The 17,654-nt window shown below is 44.0% G+C and carries 16 protein-coding genes; 14 read left to right on the forward strand and 2 right to left on the reverse strand.

Annotated elements, in window-relative coordinates; all coding sequences use genetic code 11:
* Positions 1-5 precede the first annotated feature (5 nt).
* Positions 6-1,616 carry an L-aspartate oxidase gene (gene nadB / locus ACVFI8_RS17045; RefSeq protein WP_457872037.1) on the reverse strand — a complete coding sequence of 537 codons (1,611 nt, stop codon included), beginning with the start codon at positions 1,614-1,616 and terminating at the stop codon, positions 6-8.
* Positions 1,617-1,814: 198 nt separating this feature from the next.
* Here nadB and rpoE point away from each other — a divergent pair, with 198 nt between their 5' ends.
* The 12 genes from rpoE (at position 1,815) to ACVFI8_RS17105 (ending at position 11,105) form a co-directional block, all read left to right on the forward strand.
* The gene (gene rpoE, locus ACVFI8_RS17050) at positions 1,815-2,393 is read left to right on the forward strand and encodes an RNA polymerase sigma factor RpoE (protein WP_248712388.1); all 579 of its coding nucleotides are present in this window, start codon (positions 1,815-1,817) and stop codon (positions 2,391-2,393) included.
* Between the two features lie 23 nt (positions 2,394-2,416).
* A complete protein-coding gene (locus ACVFI8_RS17055) occupies positions 2,417-2,953 on the forward strand; it encodes a sigma-E factor negative regulatory protein (RefSeq protein ID WP_248712387.1) in 537 nt (178 codons plus the stop codon).
* Between the two features lie 11 nt (positions 2,954-2,964).
* A complete protein-coding gene (locus ACVFI8_RS17060) occupies positions 2,965-3,996 on the forward strand; it encodes a MucB/RseB C-terminal domain-containing protein (protein WP_248712386.1) in 1,032 nt (343 codons plus the stop codon).
* Complete coding sequence (locus tag ACVFI8_RS17065) at positions 3,974-4,429, forward strand: SoxR reducing system RseC family protein (protein ID WP_457872038.1); 456 nt, start codon at positions 3,974-3,976, stop codon at positions 4,427-4,429. The genes ACVFI8_RS17060 and ACVFI8_RS17065 overlap by 23 nt, the downstream gene beginning before the upstream one ends.
* A gap of 209 nt (positions 4,430-4,638) precedes the next feature.
* Positions 4,639-6,444, forward strand: a complete 1,806-nt coding sequence (gene lepA, locus ACVFI8_RS17070; RefSeq protein ID WP_371923074.1) for a translation elongation factor 4 — start codon at positions 4,639-4,641, stop codon at positions 6,442-6,444.
* Position 6,445: 1 nt separating this feature from the next.
* On the forward strand, positions 6,446-7,360 hold the full coding sequence (lepB, locus tag ACVFI8_RS17075) for a signal peptidase I (protein WP_248712383.1): 915 nt from the start codon (positions 6,446-6,448) through the stop codon (positions 7,358-7,360).
* A gap of 9 nt (positions 7,361-7,369) precedes the next feature.
* On the forward strand, positions 7,370-8,044 hold the full coding sequence (gene rnc, locus ACVFI8_RS17080; RefSeq protein WP_248712382.1) for a ribonuclease III: 675 nt from the start codon (positions 7,370-7,372) through the stop codon (positions 8,042-8,044).
* Positions 8,041-8,940 carry a GTPase Era gene (gene era / locus ACVFI8_RS17085; RefSeq protein WP_248712381.1) on the forward strand — a complete coding sequence of 300 codons (900 nt, stop codon included), beginning with the start codon at positions 8,041-8,043 and terminating at the stop codon, positions 8,938-8,940. Before rnc ends, era begins: the two co-directional genes overlap by 4 nt.
* 3 nt (positions 8,941-8,943) lie before the next feature.
* Positions 8,944-9,648, forward strand: a complete 705-nt coding sequence (gene recO / locus ACVFI8_RS17090; RefSeq protein WP_457872041.1) for a DNA repair protein RecO — start codon at positions 8,944-8,946, stop codon at positions 9,646-9,648.
* A 25-nt stretch (positions 9,649-9,673) separates the two neighbouring features.
* A complete protein-coding gene (gene pdxJ / locus ACVFI8_RS17095; RefSeq protein ID WP_248712379.1) occupies positions 9,674-10,414 on the forward strand; it encodes a pyridoxine 5'-phosphate synthase in 741 nt (246 codons plus the stop codon).
* 4 nt (positions 10,415-10,418) lie between these two features.
* Positions 10,419-10,793 (forward strand): holo-ACP synthase, encoded by a 375-nt coding sequence (gene acpS, locus ACVFI8_RS17100; RefSeq protein WP_457872042.1) that lies wholly within the window; start codon positions 10,419-10,421, stop codon positions 10,791-10,793.
* A gap of 15 nt (positions 10,794-10,808) precedes the next feature.
* Entirely contained in the window at positions 10,809-11,105 is a 297-nt protein-coding gene (locus ACVFI8_RS17105; RefSeq protein ID WP_248712377.1) for a hypothetical protein, read from the forward strand.
* Between the two features lie 88 nt (positions 11,106-11,193).
* On the opposite strand, the gene barA is transcribed toward ACVFI8_RS17105, so the two are convergent.
* Positions 11,194-13,971, reverse strand: a complete 2,778-nt coding sequence (gene barA / locus ACVFI8_RS17110) for a two-component sensor histidine kinase BarA (protein ID WP_457872043.1) — start codon at positions 13,969-13,971, stop codon at positions 11,194-11,196.
* A 94-nt stretch (positions 13,972-14,065) separates the two neighbouring features.
* On the opposite strand from barA, the gene rlmD reads away from it, so the two are divergent.
* Together rlmD and relA are read left to right on the forward strand one after the other, a co-directional pair.
* The gene (rlmD, locus tag ACVFI8_RS17115) at positions 14,066-15,376 is read left to right on the forward strand and encodes a 23S rRNA (uracil(1939)-C(5))-methyltransferase RlmD (protein ID WP_457872044.1); all 1,311 of its coding nucleotides are present in this window, start codon (positions 14,066-14,068) and stop codon (positions 15,374-15,376) included.
* 51 nt (positions 15,377-15,427) lie between these two features.
* Positions 15,428-17,647, forward strand: coding sequence for a GTP diphosphokinase (gene relA, locus ACVFI8_RS17120; RefSeq protein WP_457872046.1), 2,220 nt, complete (start codon positions 15,428-15,430; stop codon positions 17,645-17,647).
* Positions 17,648-17,654: the final 7 nt, after the last annotated feature.

Raw genomic sequence — 17,654 nt, forward strand, 5'->3', positions numbered from 1 at the left:
TTGGCTTACAGCTCGTTATCTTCTAAGTAGAAGGTATTAGGGTCTAAAATGGTAGGCTTAATGGTCTCAAGCTTTTCTGGATAATCTAAGTTGTAATGTAATCCACGGCTTTCATGGCGGCGCATCGCGCAACCTACAATCAGTTCAGCCACCTGCAATAAGTTACGTAACTCTAGCAAGTTATTGCCTACTTTAAAGTTTGAGTAATACTCAAAAATCTCTTGTTGCAATAATTGAATGCGGCGCATAGCCCGCTCTAGGCGTTTGTTTGTTCTAACAATTCCCACGTAATCCCACATGAATAGTCTTAACTCGTGCCAGTTGTGATTAATAATCACTTCTTCATCTGAGTCACTCACTTGACTGTCATCCCATGGTTCTATTTCAGCCGTTAGCTGAACATCGTTTAAATGCCGCTTAATGTGTTCGCTAGCAGCATGCGCAAATACCACACACTCAAGTAGAGAGTTGCTCGCCATACGATTGGCACCGTGTAAGCCGGTATAGGCCACTTCACCTATGGCGTAAAGATTGGTTAGATCGGTTTGGCCTTCAAGGTTGGTGACAACACCACCACAAGTATAATGCGCAGCCGGTACCACAGGGATAGGCTGGGTGCGAATATCGATACCTAGCTCTAAACAACGCTTTAAAATGGTAGGGAAGTGCAGCTCGATAAATTCATCATCGCGGTGACTGATATCGAGGTATACACAATCGGCTCCTAGGCGTTTCATTTCGTAATCAATAGCGCGGGCGACGACATCTCGAGGTGCTAATTCTTCCCTAGAATCGAAATCGGGCATAAAGCGGCTACCATCAGGGCGTTTTAATAAAGCACCTTCGCCTCGCAGCGCTTCGGTTAATAGGAAATTACGCGCTTCTGGGTGGAACAAGCAAGTGGGGTGAAATTGGTTAAACTCCATATTTGCCACGCGACAACCCGCTCGCCAGGCCATCGCGATACCGTCGCCACTGCTGACATCAGGGTTACTGGTGTATTGGTATACTTTACTCGCGCCACCTGTCGCCATTGCCACAAATTTTGCTTTTACTACTTCTACTCGTTCTTTATTTCGGTTCCAGACGTAGGCGCCCACGACTTTTTCTTTGCCTGCTTGCTCTTGGGTTATCAGGTCTACCGCATTAAAACGCTCTAATATGGTGATGTTTGGGTGGCTTAATACCGCTCTTACCAAGGTTCGTTGAACGGCTTTTCCGGTAGCGTCTGCGGCATGCAAAATTCGTCTACGGCTGTGCCCACCTTCTCGAGTAAGATGATACTGAGACTCGCCATTTTTGGCGGTTTCTTGATCGAAGGGAACCCCTAGATTAATCAGCCAATCGATACATTTTTTGCTGTTTTCTGCAGTAAATTTAACCGCGGCTTCATCACATAAGCCATCTCCGGCGATAAGAGTATCATTGACATGTTCTTCTACACTGTCATTCTTATCAAATACAGCGGCTATCCCTCCTTGGGCATAATAAGTTGAACCTTCTTTTAGAGGTCCTTTGCTCAAGACGTGGACTTTGGCATAATCGGCGAGGTTTAATGCCATGGTTAAGCCTGCAGCGCCACTGCCTATTATTAGAACATCGCTAGTGTATTCCATAGATGCGCTCTTATATGATGTTTAAAAAGATTTGAGTATATAATAGTTTAACTGAAACTTACTCAAGTTTGCACTGTCTCACAGAGGCGCAAAATTTTATTTAGTTAAAAGAGAACTTTTTTGAAAACAAGTAGTCTGAAGAGATGTGCCGCAAAAAAAGTTACCAAAACTTCCTATTTAAGGAGACGGTAGCTTCAGATGTCAGAGCAATGGACAGATCAAGCGTTGGTTGAACGAACGCAGCGCGGTGATAAAGCAGCATTTAACTTGTTGGTGCAAAAATACCAACACAAGGTCGCTAACCTAATATCACGTTATATCGTGAATCATGGTGATGTTCCTGATGTAACGCAAGACGCGTTTATCAAGGCTTATCGTGCTTTACCTAACTTTCGCGGAGAAAGTGCGTTTTATACTTGGTTGTATCGTATAGCGGTTAATACAGCTAAAAATCATATTGTTGCCCAAGGGCGTAGGCCCCCAGCAAACGATGTAGATGCAGATGAAGCTGAGTTTTATGATGGTGGAGAAGCACTAAAAGAAGCTGACACGCCAGAAACTTTGCTGTTATCAGAAGAAATAAAAGAGGTAGTCTTTGCTACAATAGAAGGACTACCCGATGATTTGCGTACTGCAATAACGCTTCGTGAAATAGATGGTCTAAGTTACGAAGAAATTGCAAGTGTTATGGATTGTCCTGTTGGAACCGTGAGATCACGGATATTCCGAGCAAGGGATGCAATTGAAAAACGGATCCAGCCGCTGTTAAGCAGGTAACTTTTTGGGGATTGATAACGAATATGGCAAATAAAGAGCAGCTATCAGCATTGGTTGATAATGAATTAACTGATGCAGCTTTGTTAGAACTGTTAGCCAATGAGCCGGAGCATTCCGAACAGTGGAGTAATTACCACTTGATTGGTGACGTCCTTCGCGGTGAAACGCCTAAATATATTGACTTAGATATCGCGGGCAATATCGCTCAAGCGCTTGAACAAGAGCCAGCAATTGTTGCGCCTAAACCCCAAGTGACAGAAACTAAAGCCCCCTCTGGTAAAGTGGTTAGTTTCTTTAAATACGCGGGTCAATATGCCATTGCTGCTTCGGTTGCCGTTGCGGCGATTGTTGGTGTGCAACAATACTCGTACAACGATGGTGATGCGACGCAGCCATTGCCGGTATTTAGTACAGTACCTGTTGGCGGTTCGGTTGCCCCGGTAAGCTTGCAGTCTAATCCTTTACCTCGGGAGTTAACTGAGGCTGAAGTGATAGAGCAACGTAAGCGCATCAGTGCGTACCTTCAGGATCATCGTTTTCAGCAGCGAATTGTAGAGTAAAAATATAAGCTATGCGTTTTAACCAATTTTGGATGCCAGTAATTGTATTACTGGCATCTTTTTCTGTTTTTGCCGAGGATACAGAAACGTCTGTATCTTCTTCTATTCCTCAAACCCAAACCGCCTTAAACCTACTTAAAGAATATCAGCAGTCATTTCATCAACGTAATTTTGAGTTAGCGTCAATCACTGTGCGCCAAGGTCATATAGAGCCAAAGCGATTAATTCACGGCGTGGTTGATGGTCTTGAGCTTGCGCACCGGGTTTATTTGAACGGCCCTGCGAATGAAGCCGTTTACCGAGATGGCTCAGTGGCTTTTTTTGAGCCGGGACAAACCCCTTATAGTTTGGCGTCAACCCGTTTGCCGGGCATGTTCGGTAATTTAGCTGCGGTAGATATAGACAGTTTAACGGCTAATTACGATTTGGTCATTGCTGGAAAAAGTAGGGTGGCAGGTCGCCCTGCTCAAGTCATGCGAATTGTGCCAAAATCAGCTGATCTTTACGGTTTGTATTTTTGGATTGATTATAGTTCTCAGCTTCCTTTGCGGCTTGATATTGTTGATCAAAATGGCGAGTTGGTTGAACAGCACATGGCGGTCACTCTGGCAGAATTTGAACATCCTACAGAATGGATGAAAGAGTTAGCCAGTCTTGAATTACCCAGTAAAGTAGCAGGAAAAGACGCGGTTCATGATGTGACTCATGATATTAATTGGCGTCTAGGTTGGCAACCGAGTGGAATGCAAGTTGCTCAAAAAGAACAACATTCGCTGGCAATTTTGTCTGAATCAGTAGACTACATAAAGCTCAGTGATGGTTTATTTGATATCTCTGTTTACGCCAATGTCATTGGCCAAACCAATCCTTTACGTGAGCAGTTAGTCCGTCAAGGGGCCACCAGTTTACATACCGTAGTAAGAAAAGGCGTTGAGATTACCGTGGTGGGTGAAATCCCTCCGGAAACGGCCTCTAAAATTGCGGACTCGGTGAAGATTGGCCCTTATTTGGAGACCCCAAGTGAGCCAACACAACAACCCTAAATTGATTATTGAAACCGCTAAAGTTGTTGGTTTTCATCAAGGCCAAGCGTTGGTTGAGTGCGTGAGTAAAAGCGCTTGTGGCAGTTGCGGTAGCGCTGAGCATTGTGGAAATAGCGCAATAGCAAAAGCGTTCCCAACGAGAACGCATCAGTTAAGTGTCGAAATCACTGAAGAAGTCAAAGTCGGGGATAGTATTGAATTGGGCTTAAACTCAAAAAATATGCTCAATAGCGCCTTGTTGGTTTATTTACTGCCCTTGTTACTGTTGATGGCCGGCGCTGGAATGGGTAAAGCCACTCAAGTAAGTGAAGGGGTCGTGATCATCACTTCACTATGCGGCTTGTTGATTGGCTTTGTGATGGTCAAGCTCTATACAAAACGTTTTATGGGGCACGCCAGTTATAAGCCTAAGATGATTCGACGAAGCCAATAATTGTCAGCATTTGTTATGCGAATCATCCCAGCGCCCTTCTTTTAGGGCGTTTTTTGTTTTTACGCTAATAACAGAGTGCTGAAAATATAGCGCATTTTTTTTGGTTCTTGGCGGATTGTGGTAGTATCCGCGTCAACGATATAATGCACGATTGCTGCATTTTTAAGAAAGGCGAAATGAAATTTTGTCGCCATTGATTTTACAAAGGTATGCCCTTGATAAATAAGAATATTCGTAACTTTTCGATTATTGCCCATATTGACCATGGTAAATCGACGTTATCAGATCGACTTATCCAGCATTGTGGTGGCTTGAGCGCGCGCGAAATGGAAGCGCAGGTTTTAGACTCTATGGATTTAGAGCGTGAACGCGGAATTACCATTAAAGCACAAAGTGTCACCTTAGATTACACCGCAAATGACGGTGAAACCTATCAGCTTAACTTTATTGATACTCCAGGACACGTTGACTTCACTTATGAAGTTTCACGTTCTTTGGCGGCTTGTGAGGGTGCTTTACTGGTTGTTGACGCGGCGCAAGGTGTAGAAGCGCAAACCTTGGCCAACTGTTATACCGCCATGGAAATGGAGCTGGAAGTCATTCCAGTGCTCAACAAAATTGATTTACCGCAAGCTGACCCTGACCGAGTCGCAGAAGAAATTGAAGATATCGTAGGGATTGATGCCACCGACGCTACCGTATGTTCGGCTAAAACGGGCTTAGGCATCGGCGATGTACTCGAAACTATTGTTCGAGATATTCCGCCACCAGTTGGTAACAGCGAAGGCCCATTGCAAGCACTGATTATCGACTCTTGGTTTGATAATTACCAAGGTGTTGTCTCTTTGGTTCGAGTCACCAATGGTGAGTTGAAAGCTGGCGAAAGAATGGTCGTTATGTCTACGGGGCAATCCCATGTAGTTAACGAAGTAGGGATTTTCACTCCTAAACAAACCAGTACAGGCATCCTAAGAACCGGTGAAGTGGGCTATATTGTCGCCGGTATTAAAGACATTTTAGGCGCGCCGGTAGGTGATACATTAACCACCTTAAAAAATGGTTCTACCGAAGCCTTACCGGGCTTTAAAAAAGTGAAACCACAGGTTTATGCTGGTTTGTTCCCTACCAGTTCTGATGATTACGAAAACTTCCGTGATGCCTTAGGTAAACTAAGCCTAAACGACGCTTCATTGTTTTATGAGCCAGAAAACTCAACCGCACTAGGTTTTGGTTTCCGTTGTGGTTTCTTGGGCATGCTGCACATGGAAATCATTCAGGAACGTTTGGAGCGTGAATACGATCTTGATTTGATTACTACGGCACCGACCGTGGTGTATCAGGTTGAAATGAACAACGGTGACGAGTTATTTGTAGATAGCCCCGCCAAATTGCCGCCTACCAATAACATTGCCGAAATTCGTGAGCCGATCGCTGAAGTTAATATATTGGTGCCCCAAGAGTATTTGGGTAACGTGATTACCTTGTGTGTAGAAAAACGTGGTATGCAAATCAATATGGCTTATCACGGCAAGCAAGTCGCTTTAACCTATGAAATCCCAATGGCCGAAGTGGTGTTAGATTTCTTTGATAAGCTAAAATCAACCAGCCGTGGTTACGCTTCGCTGGATTACAACTTCAAGCACTTCCAAGCTGCCAATATGGTGCGAGTTGATATTATGATTAATGGCGATAGAGTAGACGCTCTTGCGCTAATTACCCATAAAGATCATTCGGAATCACGTGGCCGCCAAGTGGTTGATAAGATGAAAGAGCTTATTCCTCGTCAGATGTTTGATATTGCTATTCAAGCCTCAATTGGCATGCATATTATTGCTCGTTCAACGGTTAAACAGTTACGTAAAAACGTTATCGCTAAGTGTTATGGCGGCGATGTGAGCCGTAAGAAGAAACTACTAGCGAAGCAAAAAGCGGGTAAGAAACGGATGAAGCAGGTGGGTAACGTAGAAGTTCCCCAAGAAGCATTCTTAGCTGTTCTACATATTGGAAAGGACTAACATGGCTACACTATTTCCGCTGATTTTGGTTATCGCTACCTTTATAACTGGAATCATTTGGGCTTTAGATAAATTTCGTTGGGAAAAGCAGCGTGAGCTTAAACTGCAAGAAGCTCGCAGTGCTGCTGGTGGAAGTTTACCTAGTGACGCAGAAGAGAAAATTACCGCGCCTGCAAGCTGGATAGAAAATGGACGCTCGGTGTTTCCGGTCATTGCGATTGTAATGATTTTGCGTTCGTTTATTTACGAGCCTTTCCAGATTCCATCAGGTTCAATGATGCCCACCCTATTGGTTGGTGACTTTATCTTGGTGGAAAAATTTGCTTATGGTTTAAAAGATCCGGTTACACGCAGTACTATCGTTGAAACTGGATCGCCTGAACGGGGTGATATTGCGGTATTCAAATACCCGCTGGACACCCGGGTAGACTACATTAAGCGGATTGTTGGTTTACCAGGTGACCGCGTTATTTACCGCAACAAACAATTGTTTATCGAGCCAAAGTGCCATGATGAGCCCTGTAGCAAAATGGCGGCTGTTCCTCTAAGTATTGGTGAGCAAGGGAAGTTTTGGGATGGGGTGATTCCTTTACAAAATTATACTGAGCAGTTAGCTGATTTTGAACATGAAATATTGGTTAACCCAGCAAGACCAGAAAGAGTATCAAGTTATTATCCCCAATCGGGCACCGCTCAAGATGAATGGATAGTGCCGGCCGGCCATTATTTGGCTTTAGGTGATAACCGCGACAACAGTATGGATGGTCGGTTTTGGGGCTTTGTGTCTGATGACAACTTAGTGGGTAAAGCCGTAGCTATATGGATTAGCTTTGAATTTGAGCGCGCCGAAGATTCAATATTGCCAGGATGGATACCAACGGGTGTTCGATTCAATCGCGTTGGCGCGATTAAGTAAAGGTAGATAATGAATAGTTCAAATCCTGAACGCTTACAACGAGCGATCGGTTATCAATTTAAAGATGAGAGTTTGTTACACCTAGCACTCACTCATCGCAGTGCTGGCGGCGTTCATAATGAACGGTTGGAGTTTTTAGGTGATGCGGTACTAAGCTGGGTGATTGCTGATGAGCTTTATCGTCGTTTTCCTCATGTATCAGAGGGTGATTTAAGCCCGATGCGCTCTACTTTAGTAAAGGGCAAAACCCTCGCGGAATTAGCGCGAGCCTTCGAGCTAGGCGATTATATCAAGTTAGGCCCTGGTGAGCTGAAAAGTGGCGGTTTTCGTCGCGAATCTATTTTAGCCGATGCTGTTGAAGCAATTATTGGCGCAGTGTATTTGGACAGAGGTGCCGACCAAGCGCAGCAGTTACTGCTTACTTGGTATAACGAGCGCTTAGAAAACATTGAGCCAGGACTGAGCCAAAAAGATCCTAAAACCCGTTTACAAGAAATTTTGCAATCGCGTAAACAAGTACTGCCTGATTACCAAGTCGTCGAAATAAAAGGCGAGGCACATAATCAACAATTTACGGTTAGCTGTAAGGTGGAAGGTTTAGACCAACCCGTTATCGGCACTAGCACTAGCAGGCGTAAAGCAGAGCAAGTAGCTGCTGAACTTGTTTTGGAGCGTTTAGTATGAATTATGATACCCGCTGTGGTTTTGTGGCGATTGTTGGTCGACCCAATGTCGGTAAATCTACCTTACTGAATAACCTATTAGGTCAAAAGGTGAGTATCACTTCGAAAAAGCCACAAACGACTCGACATCGAATTCTGGGGATCGACACCGCTGGTATTTATCAGACTATTTTTGTTGATACGCCTGGCTTGCACGTTGAAGAGCAACGAGCGATTAACCGTTTAATGAACCGCGCAGCCACCAGTTCTCTGGGTGATGTATCGATGGTTATTTTTGTGGTTGAAGGCACTAAGTGGACAACTGATGATGAAATGGTGTTGGGTAAACTGCGCCACCTAAAAGTACCGGTTGTGCTGGCGATTAATAAAGTGGATAACGTTCAAGATAAAGAAGAGTTATTCCCGCACATGCAGTTAATGAGTGAAAAATTTGATTTTTCACACATTTTGCCTATTTCTGCCAAGCAAGGTAAGAACATAGAACAATTGCGCGGCTGGGCTCAACAAACACTGCCTGAAAATGTGCACTTTTTTCCAGAAGATTATATTACTGATCGTTCATCTCGCTTTATGGCGGCTGAAATTGTCCGTGAAAAGCTGATGCGCTTTACCGGTCAAGAGTTGCCTTATTCTACTACCGTAGAAATAGAGCAGTTTAAGATGCAAGAGAATGGTGTATATCAGATTAACGCGCTGATTTTGGTTGAGCGACCTAGTCAAAAACGAATGATTATTGGTAATAAAGGCGAGAAGCTAAAAACCATTGGCAAAGAAGCGCGCTTAGATATGGAAAAATTGTTCGACAATAAAGTGTTTCTGGAAATGTGGGTGAAAGTGAAGTCTGGCTGGGCTGATGATGAGCGAGCCTTACGCAGTTTAGGTTACGGAGACGAGTAAAACTTGTCTGCTCAGCCGATGACTCCGGCTTTTGTTATCCATACGCGTCCATATCGCGAAACCAGCTTATTGGTTCAGTTGTTTACCTTTGAAGCTGGCAAGGTGAGTGTGGTCGCCAGAGGGGCAAGAGCCAAGCGCTCCCGCTTGAAAGGCATTTTGCAACCCGGTGTTCCGTTGCTGGTTGAGCTTTCAGGGAAAGGGTCATTGCTTAACCTAAAACAAGCTGAAGCGAGTAGTTTAGCTTTTCCTTTGTTTGGCGAGCATTTGTATAGTGCCTTGTACCTTAATGAGTTGCTATACCATTTGTTAGACGAGAATACCGCCTATCCTTGCTTGTACCAGAAATACCAACAAAGTTTAGTCGCGCTAGCCAAGCAGCAACCCTTAGAGGTCTGTTTGCGAGAGTTTGAGTTAAGTCTATTAACTGAACTAGGGTTTGCCTTAAGTGAACCAGAGAGGCTTGCTGAAGGCCAACATTATCAGTATCGTTTAGATCAAGGTTTTGTAAGCTCTGCTCAGTTGGCTAATGCTAGTTTTAGTCGAGAAGATATTTTGATGCTGTTAAGTTTTGATGAAACCAACACAGCACACTTAGTATGCGCCAAACGATTCTGTAGAATTGCCATTGCTCAATTGTTAAATGGTAGAGAGTTAACGAGTCGCGCATTATTTAAACAAATTAAAGTTACCAATAGAACGGTTAAATAACCGTATTGTTGAAAAAGGAAATCTCGTGAGTGAAATTTTATTAGGCGTTAATGTTGACCATATTGCTACTTTACGCCAAGCGCGCGGCACTACTTATCCTGACCCAGTGTTAGCGGCAGGTATTGCAGAAATAGCCGGCGCTGATGGCATTACTATTCATTTAAGAGAAGATCGCCGCCATATTGTAGACCGTGACGTAGCCATAATGAGTCAGACTGTGCAAACCCGACTTAATTTGGAAATGGCCGTCACTGATGAAATGGTCGACATTGCCTGTGAGCACAAACCTCACTTTGTTTGTTTGGTGCCTGAAAAACGCGAAGAACTGACCACTGAAGGCGGTTTAGATGTCGTGGCTAATTTGGATAAAATCACCGCCGCGGTAACTAAACTGAAAGACGCAGGGATTCTAGTATCACTATTCATTGATGCTGATGATGACCAAATAGATGCTTCATTGGCTTCAGGTGCTCCGTTTATTGAGCTGCATACTGGCCATTACGCAGATGCAGAAAACGAGTTAGCCCAACAAAGTGAATTGAAAAAAATTGCCGCAGCGGCAAGTTATGCTAGTGATAAAGGACTTAAGGTCAACGCTGGGCATGGCTTACACTACCATAATGTACAACCTATTGCGGCAATGCCTGAAGTTATCGAGCTAAATATTGGCCATGCGATTATCGCGCGTGCGGTGTTGGTAGGAATGAATCAGGCCGTCAGTGAAATGAAAGCATTGATGGTACAAGCGCGTAAAGCTGAAGGCTAGATTAATGGCCATTGTAGGTTTAGGGACAGACATTGTGCAGGTAGCTAGAATTGCTGAAAGTAAGCAGTTCTCTGGCTTAGCGAAGAGGGTCCTTACACCTACAGAAATGCAGCGTTTTGAAGGGCATAGCTCAGCAGCGCGATTTTTAGCTAAACGTTTTGCTGCTAAAGAAGCAGCAGCCAAAGCCCTAGGCACGGGTATCGCTAAGGGCGTAGGCTTTCAGCAAATTGAAGTAAGCAATGACCCCTTAGGTAAACCCATATTGATATTCAGCGGTGCTGCATTAGCCTTAGCTGAACAGCTTGGTGTTAGTAAGCAGTTTATAAGTATTAGTGACGAGCGTGACTATGCCGTAGCAACGGTAATTTTAGAGCGCTGAAGTAGGAGAATTGAAGTGATTGAGCGTTATAGAGTACAGCTAGATTTATTTGGCTTAATGAAACTGCTTGCTTTAGTAGGTTTTGGTGTGGGTGTAATTGCAGGTTTAGCCTTGTTAATCTACACCATCATGAATGGCGGGAATTTAATACAGGCATTGCTGCCGATGATTATTTCTCCCTTTAGTAACGCTTTTGTAACGGCCATCTTTGGCTTGATTAGCTACCCGTTTTATAACTGGTATTGTAAGCGTAATCGAGGCCAAGTATTGACGGGTCGGTTCTTGATGGACGAAGCCCCTAAAAACGATTAATAGCGTTTGCACCGAATAAAAAAGCCGCTCCATTCTATGGAGCGGCTTTTTTATGGTGTGGCCATTAGCGCTTGTTGAACTGTATAGGCTAATTGAGCTGCTCAAATAACTGCTTGCTGGCCTTTTTCACTTTCGCGATTTCGTCGGACAGCTCTAACAGCTCAGGCTCTACAAGGTCTACATTTGCATGCTGGTTTAATGTTTCCTCAATAGTGGCCGTTAGCGCCACTAAGTGTTTACAACCACTATAGGCACAGCCCCCGCGGAAACGGTGTATCAAGCTAAGGAACGTTGCGCACTCTAGCGCTTTGTTGAGGACCTGATCGATACCCTGTTGCATCTCTGGAAAGCTGTCTAACAACATTTTTAGCATATCAATGGCAAGCGCTTGATTGTTGTTGGTTCGGTTTAAAGCAAGCTGCCACGATAAGCTGTCACTTTCAAACTGAATATTGTTAGAAGGGCTTAGCGCGGGATGGGATGGATCAAGCACCAGTGTTTCAGCGTTAGGTTGCCAACGGTGAATGATTTGTTCTAACGACGATTCATCGATCGGTTTGGCGAGGTAGTCATCAATGCCTTGGCTGAGTAATTGTTGTTTCTCTCCGCTTAAGGCATGAGCAGTAACGGCAATGATAGGCGTTTGTTGATTATGACTTTGCTCGCGGATTTTTTGGCTCGCACTAATGCCATCTAAAATAGGCATTTGAATATCCATTAATATTAAATCATACGCTTTAGATTCTGCCCGAGTAATCGCTTCTAAGCCGTTAGTGCAGGTATCTACTTCTGTCACTAACTCGTTAAGCATGGCTGAAATAAGTTTGAGGTTAGCGGCATTGTCATCAACCGCTAAGATCTTAAGAACGAGCTTGTCTCGTTGAACGGCATTACTTGGAGTAGATAGTTGAGTGTTTTCGGTACGTTCGCCCACTAAGGCCTGAGCCAATTTACGGTGATTGACCGGCTTAGTTAAGCAATGGTAAGCACCTGCATTTAATACTTGCTGGTGAATATCAGGATCACTGGAGTTGATCAGTACTATCACATTTCGGTTTTCATTGGCCGCTTGTTGTATTTTGCTTAATAAGGGGTTTAAATTTTGCCAATCACTATGGCCAATAATTAAGTGGCTTGGATTTTGATTTAATGCCTCTGACCACTGTTGGTTATCACGAGCGCTGAATAATTGCATCTGCCACTGTTGGCTTAAACCTTCTATGACTTCTCTGCTAACGGCATGAGGCTCGTACAGCACTACCGAGAGTTGATTTAACGCTTGCAGCGGTAATGGTGCTCCCAGCACCATATCTGCTAACTCTAAGTGGATGTTGAAGGCAAATTCTGCGCCTTGTTCAGACTCAGAGTTGAGCTTAATATCGCCGCCCATTTGTTGCACCAGTTTTTGGGTGATCACTAAACCTAAGCCGGTTCCACCATATTCACGGTTTATACTGGTATCCGCTTGTTTGAAGGCTTGGAATAGTTGTGATTGCTGTTCTTTAGATATACCAATTCCAGTATCTTGAACCAAGGCATGAAGAATGACTTGCTGCCCTTGCTGTTTTACCAAACCAATTTTTACAGTTATTTGTCCTGTATGGGTAAACTTTATCGCATTGCCCAATAAGTTGGTAAATACCTGTTGCAAGCGCAGCGGGTCGCCACGTAAGCCTTCAGGTACATTAGGTTCTATCAATAGATTGAGTTCAAGATTTTTATCCTGAGCGCTAGGACCGAGTAGGGTGACTACGTCGTTAATGGTATCGCGGAAGTTGAACTCAATTCTGTCGAGTTTTAATTTGCCGGCTTCTAGCTTGGAAAAGTCTAAAATGTCATTAATGATTGCTAATAAATTATTGGCAGATTTTTCAATAGTTAACAAATAGTCAGCTTGATTATTGTTGAGTTGAGTTTTGAGTAACTGGCGAGCGAAACCAATGACACCGTTTAACGGGGTGCGTAGCTCATGACTCATGTTAGCCAAAAACTCTGATTTTGCTTTGGCGCCTTGCTGAGCTTCTTTTTTGGCAATGTCTAATTCAATGTTTTGAATTTCAATTTGCTCTAGGGTTTCGCGCAAGTCACTGGTGGCTTGGTCAATACTTTGGTGCATCTCTTCATGGTATTCAGCCAGCGATTTAGCCATAGAGTTGATACCGTGTTTTAACAGCCCTAATTCACCGGTATAACTGCCCTCAACTCGCGCATCTAAACGGCCTTGGCGGATCCTATCTACGATACTGACCATATTGGTAATCGGTTGGGTTACTTGTTTACTCAGCTGGAAGGCAAATAACACACTAATCAGCACACCAAACAATACAATGAACAGTGCAACCGTGGTATCTCTAAACTGTAATAACAAGGCTCGGTCTTTGTTATATTGCATAGAAATGTAACCCAGTAATTCGGGTTTACCATCGCTGAATGCAGCAAAGCTACCCTCGGCTTCTGCCCAAATCGGCGCCCTCAAAATGATTCGGTTCGGATAGATTTCTACTTGGGTAGATTGCGGTAGCGGCAGTTCAGGATCACTTTGTAACAGGCGGATATTACGATGGTAGTTACTGGTAACAAAAAGCTGGTTATTTTGGTCATAGACCGCAATACTTTTTATTAGGGGCGACATCTTGCGATGAGTCACGCTAATCAGCGATTTAACTTTTTCTCTGTTATACCTGCTGAGGCCAACTTCACTGGCTATTGCCAAAGGCTCGATGACATTGACCCCTTGCTCAATAACAAAGTTATCTAGTTGTTGGTTACGATTAAACGTAAAATAGCTGGCCAGCAAGATGCCCACAAATAAAGTGGGTATGATGGTGAGAATATATACACGGGCGCGTAAGCCATACTTGGTCATAAACGTTTCTTATGGGAAAATGACATGGTTCCAATTGCTTATGATGACATAAGCCCACCCTTTTTTGTATTCACTGGTTAAATAAGTCCCCCCTATGGCTCAATTTTTTAAAGCAAAACCAAAATCTATTCGCCTTAAGGCGATTACCGACTGCACGGTTACTCAGTTAGACCATCATTTGCACGGGGTTGTGAAGGCCGGGCGTGAGACTTATTTTGTGGCTGATACCTTACCCGGGGAACAAATCAAGATTCAACCCGCGGGTAAATCAGGGCCGGCTAAACTGCTGAAACGTTTAACTGATGCTGAGCAGCGCATTGCCCCTCGTTGTCAATTTTACCGCGACTGCGGTGGGTGTAGCGTCCAGCATTTGACCGCGCAAGATCAACGTTCATTTAAACAAACAGCGGTCGCTTCACTCATTAGTCGATTGTCGGCTTATGAAGATTTGCCTGAAGTAGAGCAGGAGGCAGATCAAGAATGGCACTACCGCAGGGTGAGCCGTTTAAGTACTTGGTTTGACAATAAACAGGGGTGGTTAGTGGGCTTTAGGCAAAAAGCCAGTAAGCAGCTCACGCCGATCAGCGAGTGCATGGTACTCACTGAGCGCTTATCGTGTTTGATTGTGCCTCTACAACACGCATTACGTAGTTGGCCTAAAGTTGTGGGTTTGGGTCACATTGACTTAATAGACTGTGAACCGATGGTGGTGTGTCGCATACGGCTAACCAAAGCGCTAGCGAGCAAATGGGTGGCAAGTCTAAGCGCCCTGGCGGAGCAATTAAATATTGCCCTATTGTTGGTGGAAGCTGACAAACAGCAATGGTTACGTGGCGAGCAGGCATTTTATCAATTGGATGAGCAGCAACTTAAGTTGGCGTTTACGCCGGGTGACTTCATTCAAGTGAACGCATCGATGAATCAAAAAATGGTCAATAAAGCGATTGAATGGCTTGAACTTGGTTCTGAAGATGTGGTGCTTGACCTTTACTCGGGCATTGGCAATTTTAGTTTGGCTATGGCTCAACATTCCAAGCAAGTTATTGCCGTGGAGGGCGTTGCGCAGATGAGCGAACAGCTGCTAAGCAACGCCAAGCTTAACGGCTTAACCAATATATTGGCTTATACTGGCGATTTAGAGGATCCCGAAACCGCCAAGCATTGGAAAAATGTTAAAGTGAGCAAAGTATTATTAGACCCCGCTAGGGCAGGAGCAAAGCTGGCCATTTCTGAGGTTGCAAAGCTTAGCCCAAGCACCTTAGTATATGTGTCTTGTAATCCGGCGACTTTAGCTAGAGATGCTAAAGTATTAAATCAAGCAGGGTATAAACTGGTCAAACTCGCACTCATTGACATGTTTGCTCATACCGAGCATGTAGAAACAATGGCGCTGTTTACGCGGTAACAGCGTGAAACCGGTTTGACTGGCACTAAAAATTAACGGAAGAGAAGTCGTATGGTTTCGGTTAGAGAAACACATCTCAATCAACAATTATTATTTGATGAAAATCAATGGGTTGCCAGTTTAGATGTGGCGAGTGATGAGCAGCGAAAGTTGTTCGAAGTCAGTAATTTCTTCCGCGAACTCGATGCCGATAAACAACAAATCCATTCTTGCCTAAATAAAGGTAAGGAAATGGTAGAGATTTTAGTCACTCTCAATATGGACTTACCAACCCTTAAAGCTGCTTTATTATTTCCCTTTGTAGAGTCGGGTTTAATTGCTAAAGATAAGCTCGCTCAGCAGTTTTCTGAAGAGGTCGTAAAACTACAGTTTGACGCGGCGCAAATGGACGCGATGAAAGTGTTGCGTACTGGGCAAAACAAAAGCTTGTCAGCAGGTCAAATTGACAATGTAAGACGTATGCTATTGGCGATGGTAGGAGATGTTCGGGCTATCGTAATTAAGCTTGCAGAACGAATTTGTTTCCTGCGCGAAGTTAAAAATGAAAGTGAAGATATTCGCGTGCTGGCGGCGAAAGAAAGCCAAGACATTTATGCGCCATTAGCGAACCGCTTAGGGATTGGCCAATTAAAGTGGGAGTTAGAAGACTTTACTTTTCGCTACCTGCACCCAGATACCTACAAGCTGATTGCCAAACAGTTAGATGAGAAAAGGATTGCCAGAACAGACTACATAGAAGACTTTGTTAACAAGCTTCAGCAAGATATTAGCGCGGCAAATATTAAAGCTGAAGTTTATGGCAGACCTAAGCATATCTATAGTATCTGGCGAAAAATGCAAAAGAAGGATTTATCCTTCGATAAACTGTTTGATGTAAGAGCGATTCGTATTGTTGCTGAAAAACTTCAAGATTGTTATGCAATACTTGGGGTGGTTCATACATCTTGGCATCATATTCCCAGCGAATTTGATGATTATGTCGCTAATCCAAAACCTAATGGTTATCAGTCAATCCATACTGTGGTGGTAGGCCCTGAAGGGAAAACTATCGAAGTGCAAATCCGCACTAAGCAGATGCACGAAGAATCTGAGTTGGGGGTGGCCGCGCACTGGAAGTACAAAGAAGGCGGCAGTGGCGGTAGAACTGACTTTGAAGACAAAATTGCTTGGTTACGCAAGTTACTCGCATGGCAAGATGATATTGCCGAGAATGGCTCTATGCTTGAAGAGCTTCGCTCGCAAGTGTTTGATGACCGCGTTTATGTATTTACCCCGAGCGGCGAAGTGATCGACCTGCCCGCCGGTTCTACTCCCTTAGATTTTGCTTATTACGTGCATAGCCAAGTGGGGCATCGTTGTATTGGTGCTAAAATTGGCGGGCGTATTGTGCCGTTTACCTATCAATTAAGTACCGGCGAGCAAGTTGAAATTATAACCCAAAAAGAATCCAGTCCCAGTCGCGATTGGCTTAACCCAAATTTGGGCTATGTGAAGTCATCACGAGCGCGTACCAAAATTGCCACTTGGTTCAAGAAACAAGATAAAGATAAAAACCAAGTTGTAGGTAAAGACTTACTTGAAGCCGAGCTAAGTAAACATGGCTTTAAAATGAGTGATGTTGAAAGCTGTGTTGAACGTTTTAATGTGAAGACATTAGATGATTTACTGGCTGCCATTGGGGCTGGCGATGTGCGCTTAAATCAATTGGTGCACTACTTACAAGCAACCCTAAATAAACCTACGGCTGAAGAGCTTGATCGACAAGCTTTAGAAACAATCACCAAAAAAGCCGAACATCACGGTCAAAAGAAAAAACGCGCTAAAGATGCCATCGTTGTTGATGGTGTGGGTAACCTAATGACCCATATTGCGCGTTGTTGTCAGCCTATTCCAGGTGATTCAATTAAGGGCTTTATTACCCAAGGTAGAGGGATTTCAATCCACAGTGTTGATTGTGAGCAGTTAGCTGAGTTGGTCAGCCGCACACCTGAACGAGTGATAGACGCAGTGTGGGGTGGAAAGGATTCGGGAGGCTACAACTTAACGATTCGAATCGTTGCGAATGATCGAAGTGGTTTGCTGCGTGACATCACTACAGTATTAGCCAATGACAAAGTGAATGTGCAGGGCATGCAAAGTAACTCCGATACCAAGAGTCAAACCGCGACCATCGATATGGATATCGAGATATATAACTTAGAAACCCTGTCTCGGGTATTGTCAAAGATTAATCAGCTCAATCACATTATTGAAGCGCGTCGTTTACGTTAAGCTTAGG

It is taken from the genome of Agarivorans sp. MS3-6 (assembly GCF_054112545.1).

What these genes read in the sequence shown, in the direction of transcription:
- barA (WP_457872043.1), bottom strand. Translation starts at nt 13,971, where the DNA reads ATGACCAAGTATGGCTTACGCGCCCGTGTATATATTCTCACCATCATA.
- nadB (WP_457872037.1), bottom strand. Translation starts at nt 1,616, where the DNA reads ATGGAATACACTAGCGATGTTCTAATAATAGGCAGTGGCGCTGCAGGC.
- rnc (WP_248712382.1), top strand. Translation starts at nt 7,370, where the DNA reads ATGAATAGTTCAAATCCTGAACGCTTACAACGAGCGATCGGTTATCAA.
- rlmD (WP_457872044.1), top strand. Translation starts at nt 14,066, where the DNA reads ATGGCTCAATTTTTTAAAGCAAAACCAAAATCTATTCGCCTTAAGGCG.
- acpS (WP_457872042.1), top strand. Translation starts at nt 10,419, where the DNA reads ATGGCCATTGTAGGTTTAGGGACAGACATTGTGCAGGTAGCTAGAATT.
- ACVFI8_RS17060 (WP_248712386.1), top strand. Translation starts at nt 2,965, where the DNA reads ATGCGTTTTAACCAATTTTGGATGCCAGTAATTGTATTACTGGCATCT.
- era (WP_248712381.1), top strand. Translation starts at nt 8,041, where the DNA reads ATGAATTATGATACCCGCTGTGGTTTTGTGGCGATTGTTGGTCGACCC.
- rpoE (WP_248712388.1), top strand. Translation starts at nt 1,815, where the DNA reads ATGTCAGAGCAATGGACAGATCAAGCGTTGGTTGAACGAACGCAGCGC.
- ACVFI8_RS17055 (WP_248712387.1), top strand. Translation starts at nt 2,417, where the DNA reads ATGGCAAATAAAGAGCAGCTATCAGCATTGGTTGATAATGAATTAACT.
- lepB (WP_248712383.1), top strand. Translation starts at nt 6,446, where the DNA reads ATGGCTACACTATTTCCGCTGATTTTGGTTATCGCTACCTTTATAACT.
- relA (WP_457872046.1), top strand. Translation starts at nt 15,428, where the DNA reads ATGGTTTCGGTTAGAGAAACACATCTCAATCAACAATTATTATTTGAT.
- lepA (WP_371923074.1), top strand. Translation starts at nt 4,639, where the DNA reads ATGCCCTTGATAAATAAGAATATTCGTAACTTTTCGATTATTGCCCAT.